This is a genomic window from Streptomyces sp. NPDC015130 (assembly GCF_043080005.1).
In the GTDB taxonomy this organism is placed as follows: Bacteria; Actinomycetota; Actinomycetes; order Streptomycetales; family Streptomycetaceae; genus Streptomyces.
The window spans coordinates 414,813-432,815 of sequence record NZ_JBIBVC010000005.1 but is presented as its reverse complement, the minus strand read 5'-3'; the positions used below and the strand labels follow the sequence as shown (position 1 = coordinate 432,815).

The following is an 18,003-nucleotide window of genomic DNA, read 5'->3' as shown; positions in this document are numbered from 1 at the left end:
GGGGTGCGGCGTCTGCTCGGCCCTGCGGGGTGCGGCGTCTGTTCGGACGGGGCTAAGGGACGCGGGGGAAGCGGGCCTGGAGGGACCAGACGGCCGGGTTGTCGGCGAGGCCCTCGTGCATGTCGGTGAGGTCGGCGATCAGGTCGTGCAGGAAGTCGCGGGCCTCGCGGCGCAGTTCCGCGTGGTTGAAGGTGACCGGCGGCTCCTCGCCCGGCATCCAGTCGGCCTCGACGTCGACCCAGCCGAAGCGGCGCTCGAAGAGCATCCGGTCCGAGGACTCGGTGAAGTCGAGCTCCGCGTACTGCGGCTGCGCTGCGCGGCTGCCGCGCGGGTCCTGGTCGAGCTGCTCGACGATGTCGCACAGGGCCCAGGCGAAGTCGAGGACCGGGACCCATCCCCAGGCTGTGGACACCTCGCGGTCCGCCTCGGTGTCCGCGAGGTAGACGTCCCCGCAGAAGAGGTCGTGGCGCAGGGCGTGGACGTCCGCGCGGCGGTAGTCGGTCTGCGGCGGGTCGGGGAAGCGACGCGAGAGGGAGTAGCCGATGTCGAGCACGGGACCGATGGTGTCACGGCGCCAGGCCCGCCTCGTACGCGAGGATCACCAGCTGCACCCGGTCGCGGGCGTCCAGCTTGGTGAAGAGGCGCGCCACGTGCGCCTTCGCGGTGGCCGTGCTGATGTGGAGCCGCTCCGCGATCTCGCCGTTGGACAGTCCCCGGCCGACGAGCGTGAGCACCTCGCGCTCCCGCGCGGTGACCCCGTCGAGGGTGCGTGCCGCGAGCGGGGCCGGTGCCGGCCGCCCGGGCTCCGGGCGGCCGCGAACTCCTCGATCAGCCGGCGCGTGACGCCCGGTGCGATCAGGGCGTCCCCGGCGGCGACCACCCGGACCGCCGCGAGGATGTCGTCCACGGCCATGTCCTTGACCAGGAAACCGCTCGCGCCGGAGCAGAGCCGCTGGTCGGCGACGCCGCTCCACGCGCTGCCGCAGGGCGCGTGGAGGCGGCTGACGGAGGTGGGGGACTCGCCGGTGCCGGTGGAGTTCCCCTGGACGGCGGGCGGGGCGTGGACGGTGTACGCGGCCTGGTCGCTCGGCGCGGTGGCGGTGGCCCTGGTCGCGGTCCACCGCCGGGACGCCTGAGGCCGGTGCGTCGGACGGGCTCAGCGGCGCCCGTGGACCGCCCGGGCCACCCGCGGGCCCAGCCACCGCTTGAGGCGGCGCAGGGGTTCCAGCTGCTCGGCGGCCCGGTCGATCCGGTAGTACAGCTGCGGGGGAACGTGCGGGAGCAGCGGCGAGTGGCGCTGGCCGAGGAGCGCGAACATCTGCGCCGGCTCCAGGCGCATGTAGCGGGGGAGGTTCTCGTACCACTGGGCGCTGTACCTGGCCGCGCTCTGGGCCGAGACGAGCTCGGCGCGGCGCCGCTTCCCGTACGTGGTGAGGGCCGCGTCGAGGCCGGCGGGGGTGCGGGAGGCCTCGGGGGCGCGCAGGGCGGCCGCGAGGGCCAGCGCGTCCTCCAGGGCCAGGGTGGTGCCCGCGCCGATCGAGTAGTGCGTGGTGTGGGCGGCGTCGCCGAGGAGGACCACGTTGCCGCGGTGCCAGACCCGGTTGGTGAGCGTCCGGAAGGTGAGCCACTGCGCGGCGTCGTCGGACCGCTCCCGGCCGATCAGCTCGTGGCCGTCGAGGAGGTCGTGGAAGAGCTTCTCCAGGAGGCGCAGGCTGTCGGTCTCGCCGCTCGTGTCGAGGCCGAGGCCCCGCCAGGTCTCGGGGGAGCACTCGACGACGCAGGTGGAGCGCTCGCCGCTGAACCCGTAGGCGTAGCACCAGATCCAGCCGTGCTCGGTCTCCTTGAAGGCGAAGCTGAAGGAGTCGAACACCTTGGTGGTGCCGAGCCAGATGTACTGGTTGCGGCCGGCGGCGACCTCGCTGCCGAAGTGGTCCGCGTGCGCCTCGCGCAGCACGCTGTTGACGCCGTCGGCGGCGACGACCAGGTCCGCGCCGGCGAGCTCGGGCGCGTCCGGGCCGGTCACGTCGTGCTCGAAGTCGACCCGTACGCCGAGCTCCTCGGCCCGGTCGGCGAGGAGCGCGAGCATCCGCCGCCGCCCGATGCCGAAGCCGGCGTCGCCGCGGTGGACGGTCCGCTCGTCGCGGACGATCGCGACGCCGTCGTTCCAGGTGACGGAGGCCTCGGCGACGGCCGCGGCGGACTCGGGGTCGCCCGCGCGCAGCTTGTCGAGGAGCCCGGCCCAGTAGGTGACGCCCCAGCCGTACGTGGAGCCCTCGGGGTTCCGTTCGTACACGGCGATGTCGTGGGACGGGTCCTGCCGCTTCAGCAGGATCGAGAGGTAGAGGCCGGCGGGGCCGCCGCCGACGATGGCGAGCTTCACGTGCGCTCCCACGGAGACTGTGACCGCGACATGACGCCGTGCGGTCGGACAGCCACGCACGGTAGCAGTCTGTGGGGGCCCGGGGGGGGTTGTCTTGCCGATCGGGCCGGGCTCGCGGCGTGGTCGGCGGGACGTCCCCTACGGCAGCAGGCGGCGTTCCTTCGCGACGGCCACGGCGCCCGCGCGCGTGTCGACGCCGAGCTTCGCGTAGATCCGGCCCAGGTGGGTCTTCACCGTCGCCTCGCTGATGAACAGCGCCCGCGCGATCTCGCGGTTGCCGAGGCCGCGGCCGAGCTGGCCGAGGATGTCCCGCTCCCGGTCGGTGAGGCTCGGGCCCGCCGCGCCCCGCATCCGGTCCATGACCCGGCTCGCGACCGGCGGCGAGAGGGCGGTGCGGCCCTGCGCGGCGGAGTGGATGGCGGCGAAGAGCTCCTCGGGCCGTTCGGCCTTCAGGAGGTAGCCGGTGGCGCCGGCCTCGATGGCCCGGGTGATGTCGGCGTCGGTGTCGTACGTGGTGAGGACGAGGACGTGGACGCCGGTGGGCGCGATCAGCCGGGTCGCCTCGACGCCGTCGATGCCCGGGCCGAGCTGGAGGTCCATGAGGACGACGTCGGGCTTCAGCTTGGCCGCCATGGCGACGGCCTCCTCGCCGCTGCCCGCCTCGCCGACGACCTCGATGTCGGGGGTGCTGCCGAGCAGGGCGAGCAGCCCGGCGCGGACGACGACGTGGTCGTCGCAGAGGAGGATCCGTACGGACATCACGACTCCAGGGACGGGGGCGGGGGCGGGGGAGTGGGAGAGGAGTGGGGCCGGGGCGGGGGCGTCAGGGGGATCGCGGCCGAGAGCACCGTGCCCTCGCCGGGGGCGGACTCGACCGTCAGGGTGCCGCCGAGCTGCCGGGCCCGTACGCGCATCGCGGGCAGCCCGTGGCCCCGGTCGCCGCGCTCGTCCGGGTCGCGCGCGAGCGCCGGGTCGAAGCCGTGGCCGTCGTCGGCGATGTCCAGGACCACCTGGTCGTCGAGGTACGTGAGGGTCAGCGCGGCGGAGTCGGCGCCGGCGTGCTCGCGGATGTTCGCGAGGGCGCCCTGTGCGATCCGCAGCAGCGCCGACTGCGTCCGGTCGGGCAGCGGCACCGCGGTCCCGTCCACGTGGAACTCCGCCGACTCGCGGGCGGCCAGGCCGCGCAGGGCCTGTTCGAGGCCGCCGCCCTCGGCGAGGTCGGCGGGCGCGAGGTCGTGGACGAAGCGGCGGGCCTCGGCGAGGTTGCGCTCGGCGATGGACTCGGCGGTACGGACGTGGCGCCGGGCGGTCCCGGGGTCGCTGTCCCAGGTGCGGTCCGCGGCCTGGAGCAGCATCTGCTGGCTGGACAGGCCCTGCGCGAGGGTGTCGTGGATCTCCATGGAGAGCCGCTGGCGCTCGGCGAGGGTGCCCTCGCGGCGCTCGATGGCGGCGAGTTCGCGCCGGGTGCGGATCAGGTCGTGGATGAGCGCCCGCTGCCGTGCGGCCTGCCGGTCGGAGTAGACGAACACGCCGGTGGCGATGGCGGCGACGGCCGGCGGGGCGACGATCAGGTTCGGGTCCCAGCCGCCGTGCGCGAGCTGCACCTGGGCGAAGACGACGAACGCGGTGAGCAGGACGACGAGGCCGAGCGCGGCGCGCGGGGGAAGGGTGCGCAGGCCCGTGTAGAAGAGCGGGACCGCGCACCAGGCGAAGCTCGGCGCGAGGACGACGAGGACGATCCAGACGGCGACGACGGTGCTGAGCCAGGCGATCCGGCGCGGGGCCACGCGGGTGCCGACGACCGGCCCGAGGAGGTAGAGGGAGGCGAGGGCGCCGGAGAGGGCGACGATCCAGGGGCTGCGGTCCTCCCAGGGGTGGCGCAGCAGGAAGCGGGCGAGCGAAGCGCCGAGGAGGAGGAAGAACGCGATGTGCATGACGCGGGCGAGCCAGGGGGCGTCCGGGTCCTGCTCGGTGGGCGGCTGTGTCACCTGCCTGCCTTTCCTTCACTCCCCGTCCTGACCTGGGGACATCTGTCCATCCTGGCCCGGAGTGACCAGACCGGCATCAGCCGATCGGCTGACCCGGACGTCCTCCAGTGTGCGCGAGCAGGGCAGCCGGACCGTGGACCGGAAGGCCCCGGCACCGGCCACAGGATGGATGGCAGAGCGAAGGAACGGACGGAACGCCTCCTCGGCTCCGCACCTCGCCCTCCCCCTTCTTTCTCCCCTCCTCCCCTCTCCCCTCCCCTCCTCACCTCACGGAGTTCCTCATGAAGAAGATCCTCTTCGGTGCCACCGCTGCCGCCGTCGTCGCCGCCGGTACCTTCGGCGCGGTCTCCGCCAACGCCTCCGCCCCGGCCGCCGCCCCCGCGGCCGTCGTCCGTGCCGACGCCGGCAACGACAACCTCCAGCAGTCGACGCACCTGACGATCGAGGCCGCCACCAAGGCCGCGCAGGCGACGCTGGACGCCGCCGAGAAGGAGAACCAGCGCGTCTCCGTCGCCGTCGTCGACCGCAACGGCAACACCATCGTGACCCTGCGCGGCGACGGCGCCGGCCCGCAGTCCTACGAGTCCGCCGAGAAGAAGGCGTTCACCGCCGTCTCCTGGAACGCCCCGACCTCCGTCCTCGCCGGCCGCCTCGCCCAGGCCCCGAACCTGAAGGACATCCCCGGCACCCTCTTCCTCGCGGGCGGCGCCCCCGTCACCGCCAAGGGCGTCCCCATCGCCGGCATCGGCGTCGCCGGCGCCCCCTCCGGCGACCTCGACGAGAAGTTCGCCCAGGCCGGCGTGGCCGCGCTCGCCAACTGAGCTTCCGCTCGGCAGCAGTAACGGCAGTAACAGCAGTCACAGCAGTAACAGCAGCCCCCTCCTCACTCGGCGGTGGCGCCCGGTTCCCCCGCCGGGCGCCACCGCCGTCTCCGCGCCCGGCCCCACGGATCCGTCCTGTTTAGGATCGATACGTGTACGAGTACGTGTACGAGAACGGCCCGGTGACGTGACCCGGCGGCCCACCCGGACCGGGACCGCCGCGGCCCTCCTCGCCCTCGCGCTCCTCGCGGGCGGCTGCACGGAGGTCACCGGCGGCGTCCGGGGCACCCCCGGGGCCGCCGGTCTGCGCGACCCGTACTTCCCGAAGCTCGGCAACGGCGGCTACGACGTGCGGCACTACGCCCTGTCCCTCGCCTACGACCCCGGCACCGGCCGCCTCGACGGCACCGCCGAGATCACCGCCCGCGCCACGCAGGACCTCAGCGCCTTCAACCTCGACCTGGCCGGCCTCACGGTCTCGCGCGCGACCGTCGACGGCGCCCGCGCCGCGTACAACAGGGCCGGGGACGAGCTGACGCTCCGGCCGCGCGAGGACATCAGCGAGGGGGCGGAGTTCACGGCCACCGTCACCTATTCGGGCGTGCCCGAGCCGATCACGGACGCGGACGGCTCCGAGGAGGGCTGGCTGCGCACCGACGACGGGGCGGTCGCGGTCGGCGAGCCGGAGGGCTCCATGACCTGGTTCCCCGGCAACCACCACCCCGCCGACAAGGCCGCGTACGACATCACGCTCACCGTCCCGGCCGGGCTCGAAGCGATCTCCAACGGCGTCAGGACCGAGCGGCGTAAGGGCGGTGACGGCCGGGTCACCACCGCGTGGCACGCGGCCGAGCCGATGGCCAGCTATCTGGCGACGGTCGCGATCGGCCGGTACGAGACGGCGGCGTCCACGCCGGCGACCGGCGGCCGCTCCCTTCCCGTGCTGACCGCCGCCGAGCCCTCCGTCGCGGCGGGCAGTGCCGCCCTGCGCGGCGAGATCCCCGGGATCCTCGCCCGGCAGGCGGAACGCTTCGGCCCGTACCCCTTCTCGGCCGCCGGGGCGATCGTCACCGAGGACGGGACCCTCGGCTACGCCCTGGAGACCCAGACCCGGCCCGTCTTCCCGGCCGCCGCCTTCGACCGCACGACCCTCGTCCACGAACTGGCCCACCAGTGGTTCGGGAACTCGGTGACACCCGCGACCTGGCGGGACCTCTGGCTGAACGAGGGCTTCGCCACGTACGCCGAGTGGCTGTACACGGAGGAGTACGGGGACGTCCCCGCGCGGACGCACTTCGAGCGGGCCTTCGCCCAGGACGCCAACTGGGCGTTCCCGCCGGCCGCCCCGCCCACCGCGGAGAACCTCTTCGACCCGCCGGTCTACCAGCGCGGCGCGATGGTCCTCCACAAGCTGCGCGAGACGGTCGGGGACGCCGCCTTCGACGAGATCCTGCGCGGCTGGCCCGCGAAGTACCGCCACGCCAACGCCTCGACGGACGACTTCACGGCCTACGCGGAGAGCGTGGCCGGGCAGGACCTCGACGGGCTGTGGAAGGTCTGGCTCTACGGCGACGGGAAGCCGGCCGCCATGTAGCCCGAGGCCCCGTCGCGAGCCCTGGCGGTCTATCCCGCCAGGCTCTTGCGCAGGACGACGCACGGGCGGCCGTGCGCGAGGTCCGGGCGGCGGCCGGTCTCCTCGTAACCGAGGGCGGTCCAGAAGGCGAGGGCCTTCGGGTTGTTCTCCAGGACGGCGAGCCGCAGGCCGGTGCGGCCCTCGGCGCGGAAGCGGTCCTCGACGCACGCGGCGAGCCGGCGTCCGTGGCCGGCGCGGCGCTCGTCCCCGTGGACCATGAGCAGGCCGAGCCACGGGTCCGGGTCGGCCGGGTCGGGGTGGCGGCCGAGGACCACGGCGACGGCGACGAGCCGTCCTTCGGAGCGGGCGAGGAGGACCTCGGCGGTGGGCTGCGCGAGCTCGTCGGCGAGGGCCGCGGCGACCTGCCCGGGGCGGATGTCGGAAGGATCCGGGAAGTCACCGCTGAGCTGCTGGAACTCCTCGTTCGACGCGTACAGCGCGGTGAGCTCGGTGAGCAGCGGGCCGGGGAGGGCGGTGCCGTCCTCCAGGGCCTTCGGGGTGAGGGCTTCGACGATCACGCGGCAAGGGTAGAGCCCCGGCCGGGAAACCCGGCCGGGGCTCAACCGGCGCGCGAAGGATCAGAGCCTCGCGCGCCGGAGTGCGGAGCCGACGGGTCAGAGGTTGACGCCGAAGTCGCGGGCGATGCCCTCCAGGCCCGAGGCGTAGCCCTGGCCGACCGCGCGGAACTTCCACTCGGCGCCGTTGCGGTAGAGCTCGCCGAAGACCATGGCGGTCTCGACGGCCGCGTCCTCGGAGAGGTCGTAGCGGGCGAGCTCGGCGCCGCCGGCCTGGTTGACGATGCGGATGTAGGCGTTCCGCACCTGGCCGAAGTTCTGCGAGCGGGAGACCGCGTCGTAGATGGAGACCGGGAAGACGATCTTGTCGACGTTCGGCGGGAGGGCCGCGAGGTTGACGTTGATCTGCTCGTCGTCGCCGCCGCCCTCGCCCGTGCGGTTGTCACCGGTGTGGACGATGGTCTGGTCCGGCGTCGACTTGTTGTTGAAGAAGACGAAGTGGGCGTCGGACGCGACCTTGCCGGCGGCGTCGACACCGATCGCGGACGCGTCGAGGTCGAAGTCGGTGCCGGTGGTGGTGCGGACGTCCCAGCCGAGGCCCACGGTGACGGCGGCGAGGCCCGGGGCCTCCTTGGTCAGGGAGACGTTGCCGCCCTTGGACAGGCTCACAGCCATGGAAAGTCCCTTTCATCGTGGTGTCTTCGCCTGGTGAAACGCGCACGGGCCCCCAGCGGTTCCCGAAGGGTTCCCGGCGAAAACAGGATGACTCCAACGGCCCACTCCGGGGAACATGGAGGGCATGTCCGGTCCCCATCTCATCCGAGGCTCCGTCTCGCTCCCCGAGGCCGAGCTCCAGTGGCGCTTCTCGCGCTCGTCGGGGCCGGGCGGGCAGCACGTCAACACCAGCGACTCGCAGGTCGAGCTCCGCTTCGACCTCGCGGCCACCAAGGCGCTCCCCGAGGTGTGGAAGGCCCGCGCCCTGGAGCGCCTGGCCTCCCGGCTGGTCGACGGCGTCGTCACGGTCCGCGCCTCGGAGCACCGCTCCCAGTGGCGCAACCGCGAGACCGCCGCCGTCCGCCTCGCCGCCCTCCTCGCCGAGGCGACGGCCCCGCCGCCGAAGCCCCGCAGGCCGACGAAGATCCCGCGCGGCATCAACGAACGCCGGCTGCGCGAGAAGAAGCAGCGCTCGGAGACCAAGCGGACCCGGCAGTCCCGGGGCGACTGGGGCTGAGACGCGCCGGGCCCCGGAGCTCCGGGGCCGCCCGTGCCCGGGCCCCCTCGTCCGGCCTCAGCTCAGGTGCCGGTACTTCCCCTGGAAGTACGTCAGCGGGCCGCCGCCGGCCGTCGAGGGCAGGCCGACCGTCAGGACCCGGCCGACGACCAGGGTGTGGTCCCCGGCCACGACACGGCTCTCCGTGCGGCACTCCAGGACCGAGAGCGCCCCGTCCAGCAGCGGCGCGCCGCTCTCCTCGCCACGCGTGTACGGGAGATCGGCGAAGAGCAGCCGGTCGCTGACCCGGTTCTTCATCGCGAAGCGCCCGGCGACCTGCCGCTGGCCCTCGGAGAGGACCGACACCGCCCAGACCGGGACCTCGGCGAGCAGGTCGTCCATGCGGGAACCGTTGCGGAGGCTGACCAGGGCCAGGGGCGGATCGAGGGAGACCGACATGAAGGCGGTGGCCGTCATGCCGACGTCCTCGCCGCGCGGGCCCTCGTCGGGATCGTGCGCCGTCACCAGGACCACGCCCGCGGCGAGGCGGGACATCGCCGCCCGGAACTCGTCGTTGCTCACCCCCTCAGCATGGGGGATGGCCAGATCGGAGACGGGGGGCGGGGCGGGAGTCTTCTGCAGCACACCCCGACGCTAGACCGGGCCGCCCGGGGGCCGCATCGGACCCGGGGACCAGCCGGCCACCCCCGACGGTCCTAGGACCCCGCCGGCCCGGATCGGCCGGATCAGCCGGATCGGCCGGATCGGCCGAGAACCCACTAGGACCGGACCACCCCGGGGGGTTGTGCTCGACCCGCGATGACCTGCTGTGACTTGAGTCACAGAGGGCAGTATTTGCTGACCCTGTGTACCGGGTGCGCAGCTCGCTGTGATTCAGTGGCAGGGACAGTGCAGCACGAAGCCGATGAGAACCCTGGAGTTGCTGTCGAGGTCTCGGGGAGAGCGAGCGATGGAGACCGAGTCGGAGCCGTACGTCCGTCTCTCGACCTTGCGGCAGCTGCATCAGGTCGTGGCGGACCTCAACACTGCGCGCAGCCTGGCGGACACCCTGCAGACCGTCGCCGACGGCGTCGTCGCCGGTCTCAACTACGAGCTGGCCTGCGTCAACCTCGTACGCCCCGACGGTGACCTCGTCGTCGCCGCCTTCGCCGGAAGCTCCGCCGCCGAGGCCCTGATCACCGGCCGCGTCGGCTCCCGCGCCTCCTGGGACCGCCGCCTCTCCATGGGCTCCGCCTGGGGCGACCTCCGCTTCATCCCGCACACCGAGGGCTGGGTGCTGATGGACGACGACGTCCCCCAGTGGCACACCGACGGCCCCGCGCCCCGCTTCGAGGACGAGTGGCACCCCCACGACCGCCTCTACGCCCCGATGTACGCCTCCGGCTCCGGCCGCGAGCTCCTCGGCGTCATATCCGTCGACCGCCCGCGCAACGGCCGGCATCCCGGCCCCTGGGGCCAGGAGGCGCTCCAGATGTACGCCTCGCAGTCGGCCATCGCGATCAGCAACGCCCGCCTCCGCTCCAACATGCAGCGGGCCCTCGTCCGCCTGGAGCGCGAGCAGCAGGCCCTGCGCGCCAGCGAGGAGTCCTTCCGGCAGGCCTTCGAGTACGCCCCCTCCGGCATGGCCATCGCCGAGATGGGCGGCGACCAGCACGGCCGGCTGCTCCGGACCAACGACGCCCTCTGCCGGCTCCTCGGCCGGCCCGCCTCCGTCATGCGGCGCTACTCCTTCGCCGACCTCGTCCACCCCGAGGACATAGGGACCCTGCTCCGGACCTCCGCCGAGGGCGGCCGCGCCGAGCTGCGCCTCGGGCGGCGCGACGGCACCTACGTCTGGGTGTCCCTGCGGAACTCGGTCGTCGCCGACACCGCCGACGGCCCCCGCTTCCTCCTCACCCACGTCGAGGACATCGAGGAGCGCAAGCGCCACGAGCTTCAGCTCGCCCACCGCGCCTCGCACGACGCGCTCACCGGACTCCCCAACAGCGCCGAACTGCGCTCCCGGCTCTCCGCCCGCCTCTGCGAGCGCCCCGCACTGGCGGCGGGCTCCGGTACGGCCGCCGCGTACACGGGCTACGAAGGCGGCGGCTACGAGAGCGGCGGGCACGACGGCGGCTACGACTCCGCCAGGGACGGCGGCTACGGCCCCGGCTACGCCCCGGGCCCCGGCCACGACGCGGCTTCCGGCCCGGGCCACGACTCCGGCTACGAGTCGTCGTACGAGTCGCCCTACGAGTACGAGCACGAGCACGGCTTCGGTTTCGAGCCGGCGAACGGCGCCGGGCCCTACGACCACCACGTCCACATCGTCGCCCCGTCCACCGGCGAGGTCGACGACGGGACGAAGGGGCTCGCCGTCCTCTTCTGCGACCTCGACGGCTTCAAGTCGATCAACGACCGCTTCGGGCACCACACCGGCGACGCCGTCCTCATCGAGGTCGCCCGCCGGCTCACCACCGGCGTCCGCGACGGGGACACCGTCGCCCGGCTCGGCGGTGACGAGTTCGTCGTCCTCGCCGACGGCCTCGGCGCGGCCGACGCCGCCGACCTGGCCGTACGCCTGCGGAACGCGATCATTCCGCCGATCCGGGTGGACGGCCGGGCGGTCCGGGTCGGCGCGAGTTTCGGCATCGGCTGGGCCGAGTGCGGGATGACCGTCGAAGAGGTTCTGAACTCCGCCGACCAGCGGATGTACATCGAGAAGCGCTCCCGCGCCAAGGTCCACCGCCGGGCCGGCTGAGACCGCCGCCACCCGTCCGCCTGTCAAGCCCCGCACCCCGCGCTGGTCCGTTCGGGGTAGGCTCGGCCGGTCGGCGACGGCTGGCGAGCATGGAGAGGATGGCCCGGATGGCTGCCGGTAACAACGGCGGGAACAAGCCCGAGGACGACGATCCGTTCGGCTACCTGTACGAGGACGGACAGGCAGCGGGCGCCCGGGCACCGCAGGGCGGTGGCTACGGCTACCCCGGCCCCGCCCCCGCTCAGCCCGGTGTGCCCCGGACCTCGTACAACCAGGTCAGGACGGTCGGCGAGCGCCAGTACGGCCAGCCGCAGCAGCAGCCCTACGTGCCGCCGCAGCAGCAGGCCCCCTACGGCCAGCCGCACGCGCAGTACGCCGCCCCCGAGACGTACGGCGGCCCGCCCACCCGGCAGGCCCCGCCGCAGCCCCCGCGCGGCGGCGGCTCCGGCCGCGGCCCCAACACCCGGGGCCTCCTGATCGGCGCGGTCGCGGTCGTCGCGGTCGTCGTGGTCGGCATCGCCGCCGCCGTGATCACCAACTCGGGCAACAAGGACGACAAGAACCCCCAGGCCGGCGGCAGCGGCGCCCCCTCGACCGCGCCCTCGCAGGTCTCCGAGGAACCCAGCACCGAACCGAGCACGGAACCGACCCCGGCGGAACTCCCGAAGCAGGACGCGGCGACGCTGAAGCTGGGCGGCTCGGCCACCACGGATAAGACCGTCAAGGGCGCCGAGGGCGTCGAGGGCACCTACGTCTCCGGCTTCGACCAGGTCGGTGCCTCGGTGACCTGGAAGGCGAACATGCCCACGGCGGGCGGGTACCGCCTGACCGTGCGCTACGCCATTCCCGCGGTCGACGCCAACGCCACCCTGACGGTCAACGGCAAGGCGAACTCCTCGCCGCTCGGCCTGAAGAACTTCGTGCACTCCACGGACCCGAACCTGGAGAAGAACTGGCAGACCACCTGGGCGCCGGTCACCCTCCAGAAGGGCGACAACGAGATCAAGATCTCGTGCGAGACGGGCAACCAGTGCAACGTGCTGCTCGACTGGCTTGAGGTCACGCCCACCCCGCCGGGCTAAGGACTCATTCGCCTCCTAGATGTGGCTCGAATGTGTGTTCACTTCGGCCTCCTGGTAGTCCGTACGATCACGTACGAACCCAAGCGCCTCCCACGCCGAACGTGAGGAGGCGCCGGACTATCAGGGAGGCCCAAGTTGCGTGCCGCAGGAAAGTTTGCGTCGATCGGTGTACTGGCTTCGAGCCTGCTCTTCGGGGCCACGCCTTCGGCCTTTGCCGCCGTATCGGGCGCCTACGGGAGCGTCGACTGGAACGTTCGCGCGTCCACCTCGACAAGCTCTGCCGTGATCGCCCGGATTCATGCTCTGGGCACTGGGAACCCCGATTCCGTCCGTTGTTGGACGGCCACGTGCACCGGGCGGGTGACCGGTGGCTCCTACAGGTGCGCCAATGAGAGCGCCACGCACAACACCTGGACTCCCCTCAACTACGGAGGGACGAAGAGGTGGGTTGCCGACAAGTGCGTGACGCTGGGACGTATCGCCTGAGATCCCACCCTGCGGAGCGCTGCTGAAAGCGGTGAGCTGTGGAGCGGCGCCTACGTTATGGGGAGCCCGGCTCCTCCGTCACCTTCACCCGCGGCAGCAGTTCCTCGTAGGCCGACGGGTCGTACTCGCCTGCTACCGGGGAGAGGACCGTCGCGGCGGAGAGGGCGACCGCGCGGGTCAGGCGGTCGGGCCAGGGGGCTTCGTCCACCAGGCCCGAGAGCAGGCCCGCGACGGCCGAGTCCCCCGCGCCCGTCGGGTTTCCCCTGACGGCCGCCGGCGGGGCCGCGCGCCACAGGCCCTCCGGGGTGGCCGCGAGCAGGCCCTCCGGGCCGAGGGACGAGACCACCGCGTGGGCGCCCCGGCGGCGTGCGTCGCGGGTGGCCCGGTGGGGTTCGCGGGAGCCGGTGAGCTGGGCGAGTTCGTCGGCGTTCGGCTTGACCAGGTCGGGGCGGGCGGCGATGCCCCGGCGGAGGGGTTCGCCGCTGGTGTCGAGGAGGACCGGGACGGCGGCGGCGCGGGCGAGGCGGATCAGTTCCGCGTACGCGCCGACGTGGATGCCCGGCGGGAGGCTGCCGCAGAGGGCCACGGCCCGGGCCCCGTCGAGGAGTTCGGTGAAGCGGGTGCGGAAGCCGGCCCACTCGGCGGGAGTGATGGCGGGTCCCGGTTCGTTGAGCTGGGTCGTGTCGCCGGTCGAGGTGTCGACGACGGCGACGGTGCGCCGGGTGGGGCCCGCGGTCGGGACGAGCTCGTCGCGGACCGGGGTCGCGGCGAGCAGGTCCTTCAGCATGGCGCCGGTGGCGCCGCCCGCGAAGCCGGTGGCGACGGTCTCGTGGCCGAGCGCGGCGAGCACCCGGGCCACGTTGAGGCCCTTGCCGCCGGGGCGTTCGATGACCTGGGTGACCCGGTGCGTGGCGTGCGGGGTGAGGGCGGGGACCCGGTAGGTCAGATCCAGCGCCGTGTTGAGGGTGACCGTCAGAATCACCGCTGCACCCCCGTACTCCGTGTGAAGTCCTGTGGAACGCGCGTTCCGACGGGCACCGATCATGCCAAAGGAACGGCGGTTGGCCCAGACCTCGGGCCCACCGCCCTTCCGTTTGACCTCGTATGACCCCTGATCAGACGGCTGCGTCGACCCTCGGATCGACGATCCAGACGCCCTTGCGCATGACGCCCTTGAGGGTGAACTCGGCGTCGAGGACGACGATGTCGGCGTCCTTGCCGGGCTCCAGGGAGCCGACCCGGTCGTAGACGCCGAGGAGGCGGGCCGGGTTGGCGGAGATGGCCTGGACGACGGCCTCGACCGAAAGGCCGTCGATGGTGGCGGCGCGCTTGAAGGCGCGGTCCAGGGTGAGCGTCGAGCCGGCGATGGAGCCGCCCTCGACGAGCCGGGCGACGCTGTCCTTCACCTCGACGGCGAGCGGACCGAGCATGTAGCTGCCGTCGCCGAAGCCGGCCGCGTCCATGGCGTCGGTGATGAAGGCGACGCGCTCGGGGCCCGCGTGGTGGAAGGCGAGCTCCAGGGCGGCGGGGTGGAGGTGGGTGCCGTCGTTGATGAGCTCGACGGTGATCCGCTCGTCCTCCAGGAGCGCGGCGATCGGGCCGGGCGTGCGGTGGCCGAGTGCGGGCATCGCGTTGTAGAGGTGCGTGGCGACGGTGGCGCCCGCGTCGATGGCGGCGACGGTCTGCTCGTACGTCGCGTCGGTGTGGCCGATCGCGGCGATCACGCCGTGCTCGGCGAGGAGGCGTACGGAGTCGAGGCCGCCGGGGAGCTCGGTGGCGAGGGTGACCATCTTGGCCTGGCCGCGGCCGGCGTCGAGCAGCTTGCGGACCTCGGCCGGGTCGGGGTCGCGGAGCAGCGTCTCGTCGTGGGCGCCCTTGCGGCAGGGGGAGATGAAGGGGCCCTCGAAGTGGAGGCCGGCGATCTCGCCCTGCTCGGCGAGCTCGGAGAGGAGTCCGGCCCGCTGGGTGAGGAAGTCCATGTCGCCGGTGACGAAGGAGGCGACGACGGTGGTGGTGCCGTGCAGGCGGTGGGTGTGGACGCCGGTGAGGACGTCGTCGACGGTGCCGGAGGTGAAGGACGCGCCGCCGCCGCCGTGGTTGTGCATGTCGACGAAGCCGGGGACGAGCCAGTGGCCGGTCAGGTCGATGCTCGGGGCACCCTCGGGCGCGCTGCCCGCGATGTGGCCGCCGTCGACGATCACGCGTCCGTTCTCGACGATTCCGGTGGGCAGCACGACGTGTGCGCCGGCGAGAACCTGGTGATCGGCCATCAGGCGGAAACCTCCGAGTCGGTGGGGTGCTGGTCGGCGAGCAGGTCCCAGGCGAGGAGGCCCGCGCCCAGGCATCCGGCGGTGTCCCCGAGGGCCGCCGGGACGATGGCGGGCAGCTTCTGGAACGTGACTCGCTCCTCCACCGCGGCCCGGAGTGGTGTGAACAAGGTTTCCCCGGCCTCGGCGAGCCCGCCACCGATGATGAGGGTGCGGGGGTCCAGCAGGGTGAGCGCGGTGACGAGGCCGTCGGCGAGGGCGTCGACGGCCTCCTGCCAGATCCGTACGGCGGTGGCGTCGCCGGACTCGACGGCCTTGGCGCAGTCGGCGGCGTCGGCCTTCGGGTCGCCGCTCGCCTCGGCCCAGGCCTGGGAGACGGCGGAGGCGGAGGCGTACCGCTCCAGGCAGCCGCGCTGGCCGCAGCCGCAGTCGGTGCCGCCGGGGCGGACGACGATGTGGCCGATCTCGCCTGCGTAGCCGTGGGCGCCCGCCTCGATGCGGTCGCCGATGCCGATGGCGCCGGCGATGCCGGTGCCGAGGGGCACGAAGAGGAAGCGGTCGGCGCCGTTGCCCGCGCCGATGCGGCCCTCGGCGAGGCCGCCGGTGCGGACGTCGTGGCCGAGGGCGACGGGGATGCCGTCGAGGCGGCGGCTGAGGAGTTCGCGCATGGGAACGTCGCGCCAGCCGAGGTTGGCGGCGTAGACGGCGATGCCGTTCTCGGCGTCGACGATGCCGGGCACGGCGACTCCGGCGGCCGCGGCGGGCTCGCCGTACCGCTCCTGGCCGAGGGCGCGGAGGTCCTCCGCGAAGCCGAGGATCGTCTCGACCACCGCCTCGGGGCCGCGCTCGCGCCCGGTGGCGCGGCGGGCCTCGTGGAGCAGGGTGCCGTCCGCCCCGACGAGGGCGGCCTTCATGCCGGTGCCGCCCACATCCAGGGCGATGACGTGTCTCACGGAGGACAGTTTGGCGCGCGAGGACCCAAAAGGTCTAGTCCACTGCCGAGGATTGTTGCGTACGGATACAAATTCGGGACCCGTCATGGGGCCATGGTCCCGGCTGTGTTGCGGAAGTGATACCCGAGTGGTGTAGACCTCATGCCGGGTGACGGGAGAGACTTGCGGGCCTGCTGGGAGTGAACATGCAGCTCACAGCGGCGCGAATACCGTGCAAATGCAGCGCAAACGCAACCCGAAGCAGCGCTGGAACAGCTCAACGACGAGCAAAGAGGTGGATGAGGCCGTGCAGCGGCGACGATTCCTTGGACTGACCGCGGCCGCCGCCGCACTCGGACTGGCCGCCACGGTCACCGGCTGCGGCGTCCTGGAGGGCGATTCCGGCGACGTGACCCTCAGACTGGTCGCCGCCGACTACGACCTGAACGGCGGGGACACGACCAAGAAGTACTGGGCCGACCTCGTCACCGCCTTCGAGGCGAAGCACTCCGGCGTGAAGGTCGAGGTGCAGATCGTTTCCTGGGACGACGTCGACCGCAAGGTCGCCGAGATGGTCAAGGCCGACGAGGCCCCCGACATCGCGCAGATCGGCGCCTACGCCGACTACGCGGCCGCCGGCGAGCTCTACTCCGCCGACGAGATCCTCTCCATACCCGTCCAGGCCAACTTCCTCGCGCCGCTCGTCGCCGCCGGAGAGACCAAGCGCACCCAGTACGGGCTGCCCTTCGTCGCCTCCACCCGGCCGCTCTTCTACAACAAGGCCCTCTTCGAGGAGGCCGGCGCCGAGGCCCCCACCACCTGGGACGAGCTGGCCGCCGCCGCCGAGAAGCTCAAGGCGAAGGGCGTCACCACCCCCTTCGCGCTGCCGCTCGGCCCCGAGGAGGCCCAGGCCGAGGCCCTGATGTGGCTCCTCAGCGGCGGCGGCGGCTGGACCGACGCCAGCGACCACTACGCCGTCGACTCCGAGGCGAACGTCCGCACCTTCGACTGGCTCAAGAAGAACCTCGTCGGCAAGGGCCTCACCGGGCCCGTCGCCCCCGGCAAGCTCAACCGCAAGACCGCCTTCGCCGCCTTCGCCGCGGGCGAGGTCGGCATGCTCAACGGCCACCCCTCGCTGGTCAAGGAGGCCGAGAAGAAGGGCGTCGACGTCGGCCAGGTGCCGCTGCCCGGCGCCGACGGCAAGCCCAGGACCTCCATGGGCGTCGCCGACTGGATCATGGGCTTCAAGCAGAACGGTCACCGCAAGGAGATCGGCGAGTTCCTGAACTTCGTCTTCGAGGACGAGAACGTCCTCAAGTTCGCCGGCGACAACGACCTGCTGCCGGTCACCGTCAGCGCCTCCGCCCGCATGGAGACCGACCCCGAGTACGCGAACCTCCGCGAGTTCCTCAAGGGCCTCCCGGACTCCCAGCTCCCGCCCGTCGGCAAGACCTCGTGGGCCACGGTCAGCGAGAACGTCAAGCAGAACATCGGCAAGGCCGTCACCCCCGACGGCCGGCCCTCCGAGGTCCTGGGCACGATCGGACGGGCGGCGACGGCGGCCGAGAACGCCGAGTAATAGGTTGGTCCTATGACCGAAGAGCAGGGGGCAGCGGGCGGCGCGAGCGTCGAAGCCGATGACGGCGCGCTCCCCGGCGCGAGCGGGCTCGGCGAGCGTGAGCGGGCCGTGCTCGCCGTCGAGCGCCGCTCCTGGCCCGGCCCCGGCGCCAAGGAGCGGGCCGTCCGTGAGGGCCTCGGCCTCTCCCCGACCCGCTACTACCAGCTGCTCAACGCCCTCCTCGACGACCCGCGCGCCCTCGCCCACGACCCGGTGACCGTCAACCGGCTGCGCCGGGTGCGGGAGGAGAGGCAGCGGCGGCGGTAGGGACGCCCCGGGCCCGCAAGGGCTCGGCACCGGTGACCCCGGC

The 18,003-nt window shown here is 73.0% G+C and carries 18 protein-coding genes and 1 pseudogene; 8 read left to right on the top strand and 11 right to left on the bottom strand.

Features of this window, described 5'->3' with window-relative positions:
• Positions 1-52: 52 nt before the first annotated feature.
• Both ACF08F_RS13435 and ACF08F_RS13430 read right to left on the bottom strand, forming a co-directional pair.
• The gene (locus ACF08F_RS13435; protein WP_392298625.1) at positions 53-553 is read right to left on the bottom strand and encodes a hypothetical protein; all 501 of its coding nucleotides are present in this window, start codon (positions 551-553) and stop codon (positions 53-55) included.
• Between the two features lie 13 nt (positions 554-566).
• Positions 567-949, bottom strand: a pseudogene (locus ACF08F_RS13430) (response regulator transcription factor); the annotation flags it as partial.
• Here ACF08F_RS13430 and ACF08F_RS13425 point away from each other — a divergent pair.
• Positions 912-1,136, top strand: coding sequence for a hypothetical protein (locus tag ACF08F_RS13425; RefSeq protein WP_392298624.1), 225 nt, complete (start codon positions 912-914; stop codon positions 1,134-1,136). The pseudogene ACF08F_RS13430 and the gene ACF08F_RS13425 overlap by 38 nt on opposite strands.
• A 20-nt stretch (positions 1,137-1,156) precedes the next feature.
• On the opposite strand, the gene ACF08F_RS13420 is transcribed toward ACF08F_RS13425, so the two are convergent.
• The 3 genes from ACF08F_RS13420 to ACF08F_RS13410 form a co-directional block, all read right to left on the bottom strand.
• Positions 1,157-2,380 (bottom strand): FAD-dependent monooxygenase, encoded by a 1,224-nt coding sequence (locus ACF08F_RS13420; protein ID WP_392298623.1) that lies wholly within the window; start codon positions 2,378-2,380, stop codon positions 1,157-1,159.
• Between the two features lie 138 nt (positions 2,381-2,518).
• Positions 2,519-3,139: a response regulator transcription factor gene (locus ACF08F_RS13415; protein ID WP_317597815.1), complete on the bottom strand. Its 621-nt coding sequence runs from the start codon at positions 3,137-3,139 to the stop codon at positions 2,519-2,521.
• Positions 3,139-4,314 carry a sensor histidine kinase gene (locus ACF08F_RS13410; RefSeq protein WP_392298734.1) on the bottom strand — a complete coding sequence of 392 codons (1,176 nt, stop codon included), beginning with the start codon at positions 4,312-4,314 and terminating at the stop codon, positions 3,139-3,141. The genes ACF08F_RS13415 and ACF08F_RS13410 overlap by 1 nt, the downstream gene beginning before the upstream one ends.
• 335 nt (positions 4,315-4,649) lie before the next feature.
• On the opposite strand from ACF08F_RS13410, the gene ACF08F_RS13405 reads away from it, so the two are divergent.
• A complete protein-coding gene (locus ACF08F_RS13405) occupies positions 4,650-5,189 on the top strand; it encodes a heme-binding protein (protein ID WP_392298622.1) in 540 nt (179 codons plus the stop codon).
• Between the two features lie 187 nt (positions 5,190-5,376).
• The gene (locus ACF08F_RS13400) at positions 5,377-6,783 is read left to right on the top strand and encodes a M1 family metallopeptidase (protein ID WP_392298621.1); all 1,407 of its coding nucleotides are present in this window, start codon (positions 5,377-5,379) and stop codon (positions 6,781-6,783) included.
• A 29-nt stretch (positions 6,784-6,812) separates the two neighbouring features.
• On the opposite strand, the gene ACF08F_RS13395 is transcribed toward ACF08F_RS13400, so the two are convergent.
• Positions 6,813-7,340, bottom strand: coding sequence for a GNAT family N-acetyltransferase (locus tag ACF08F_RS13395; RefSeq protein ID WP_392298620.1), 528 nt, complete (start codon positions 7,338-7,340; stop codon positions 6,813-6,815).
• Between the two features lie 96 nt (positions 7,341-7,436).
• Positions 7,437-8,012, bottom strand: coding sequence for a TerD family protein (locus ACF08F_RS13390; RefSeq protein WP_073911578.1), 576 nt, complete (start codon positions 8,010-8,012; stop codon positions 7,437-7,439).
• 115 nt (positions 8,013-8,127) lie between these two features.
• On the opposite strand from ACF08F_RS13390, the gene arfB reads away from it, so the two are divergent.
• Complete coding sequence (gene arfB / locus ACF08F_RS13385; RefSeq protein WP_392298619.1) at positions 8,128-8,568, top strand: alternative ribosome rescue aminoacyl-tRNA hydrolase ArfB; 441 nt, start codon at positions 8,128-8,130, stop codon at positions 8,566-8,568.
• 57 nt (positions 8,569-8,625) lie between these two features.
• Here arfB and ACF08F_RS13380 read toward each other — a convergent pair whose 3' ends face one another.
• Positions 8,626-9,192: a flavin reductase family protein gene (locus ACF08F_RS13380; protein ID WP_392298618.1), complete on the bottom strand. Its 567-nt coding sequence runs from the start codon at positions 9,190-9,192 to the stop codon at positions 8,626-8,628.
• 325 nt (positions 9,193-9,517) lie between these two features.
• On the opposite strand from ACF08F_RS13380, the gene cdgB reads away from it, so the two are divergent.
• Both cdgB and ACF08F_RS13370 read left to right on the top strand, forming a co-directional pair.
• On the top strand, positions 9,518-11,308 hold the full coding sequence (gene cdgB, locus ACF08F_RS13375; RefSeq protein ID WP_392298617.1) for a diguanylate cyclase CdgB: 1,791 nt from the start codon (positions 9,518-9,520) through the stop codon (positions 11,306-11,308).
• A 107-nt stretch (positions 11,309-11,415) separates the two neighbouring features.
• Positions 11,416-12,390, top strand: coding sequence for a CBM35 domain-containing protein (locus ACF08F_RS13370; RefSeq protein ID WP_392298616.1), 975 nt, complete (start codon positions 11,416-11,418; stop codon positions 12,388-12,390).
• Positions 12,391-12,931: 541 nt separating this feature from the next.
• Here the strand turns inward: ACF08F_RS13370 and ACF08F_RS13365 are convergent.
• The 3 genes from ACF08F_RS13365 to ACF08F_RS13355 form a co-directional block, all read right to left on the bottom strand.
• Positions 12,932-13,858 carry a 1-phosphofructokinase family hexose kinase gene (locus ACF08F_RS13365; protein WP_392298615.1) on the bottom strand — a complete coding sequence of 309 codons (927 nt, stop codon included), beginning with the start codon at positions 13,856-13,858 and terminating at the stop codon, positions 12,932-12,934.
• A 133-nt stretch (positions 13,859-13,991) separates the two neighbouring features.
• Complete coding sequence (nagA, locus tag ACF08F_RS13360) at positions 13,992-15,146, bottom strand: N-acetylglucosamine-6-phosphate deacetylase (RefSeq protein ID WP_392298614.1); 1,155 nt, start codon at positions 15,144-15,146, stop codon at positions 13,992-13,994.
• Complete coding sequence (locus tag ACF08F_RS13355) at positions 15,146-16,096, bottom strand: ROK family protein (protein ID WP_392298613.1); 951 nt, start codon at positions 16,094-16,096, stop codon at positions 15,146-15,148. Before ACF08F_RS13355 ends, nagA begins: the two co-directional genes overlap by 1 nt.
• Before the next feature lie 274 nt (positions 16,097-16,370).
• On the opposite strand from ACF08F_RS13355, the gene ACF08F_RS13350 reads away from it, so the two are divergent.
• Entirely contained in the window at positions 16,371-17,654 is a 1,284-nt protein-coding gene (locus ACF08F_RS13350; RefSeq protein WP_392298733.1) for an extracellular solute-binding protein, read from the top strand.
• Positions 17,655-17,666: 12 nt separating this feature from the next.
• Positions 17,667-17,960 (top strand): DUF3263 domain-containing protein, encoded by a 294-nt coding sequence (locus ACF08F_RS13345; RefSeq protein ID WP_392298612.1) that lies wholly within the window; start codon positions 17,667-17,669, stop codon positions 17,958-17,960.
• Positions 17,961-18,003 lie beyond the last annotated feature (43 nt).

Excerpts from the sequence above, each read along its gene's own strand:
- ACF08F_RS13425 (WP_392298624.1), top strand. The coding sequence starts at position 912 with ATGTCCTTGACCAGGAAACCGCTCGCGCCGGAGCAGAGCCGCTGGTCG.
- ACF08F_RS13415 (WP_317597815.1), bottom strand. The coding sequence starts at position 3,139 with ATGTCCGTACGGATCCTCCTCTGCGACGACCACGTCGTCGTCCGCGCC.
- ACF08F_RS13410 (WP_392298734.1), bottom strand. The coding sequence starts at position 4,314 with ATGCACATCGCGTTCTTCCTCCTCCTCGGCGCTTCGCTCGCCCGCTTC.
- ACF08F_RS13405 (WP_392298622.1), top strand. The coding sequence starts at position 4,650 with ATGAAGAAGATCCTCTTCGGTGCCACCGCTGCCGCCGTCGTCGCCGCC.
- ACF08F_RS13390 (WP_073911578.1), bottom strand. The coding sequence starts at position 8,012 with ATGGCTGTGAGCCTGTCCAAGGGCGGCAACGTCTCCCTGACCAAGGAG.
- arfB (WP_392298619.1), top strand. The coding sequence starts at position 8,128 with ATGGAGGGCATGTCCGGTCCCCATCTCATCCGAGGCTCCGTCTCGCTC.
- cdgB (WP_392298617.1), top strand. The coding sequence starts at position 9,518 with ATGGAGACCGAGTCGGAGCCGTACGTCCGTCTCTCGACCTTGCGGCAG.
- ACF08F_RS13370 (WP_392298616.1), top strand. The coding sequence starts at position 11,416 with ATGGCTGCCGGTAACAACGGCGGGAACAAGCCCGAGGACGACGATCCG.
- nagA (WP_392298614.1), bottom strand. The coding sequence starts at position 15,146 with ATGGCCGATCACCAGGTTCTCGCCGGCGCACACGTCGTGCTGCCCACC.
- ACF08F_RS13345 (WP_392298612.1), top strand. The coding sequence starts at position 17,667 with ATGACCGAAGAGCAGGGGGCAGCGGGCGGCGCGAGCGTCGAAGCCGAT.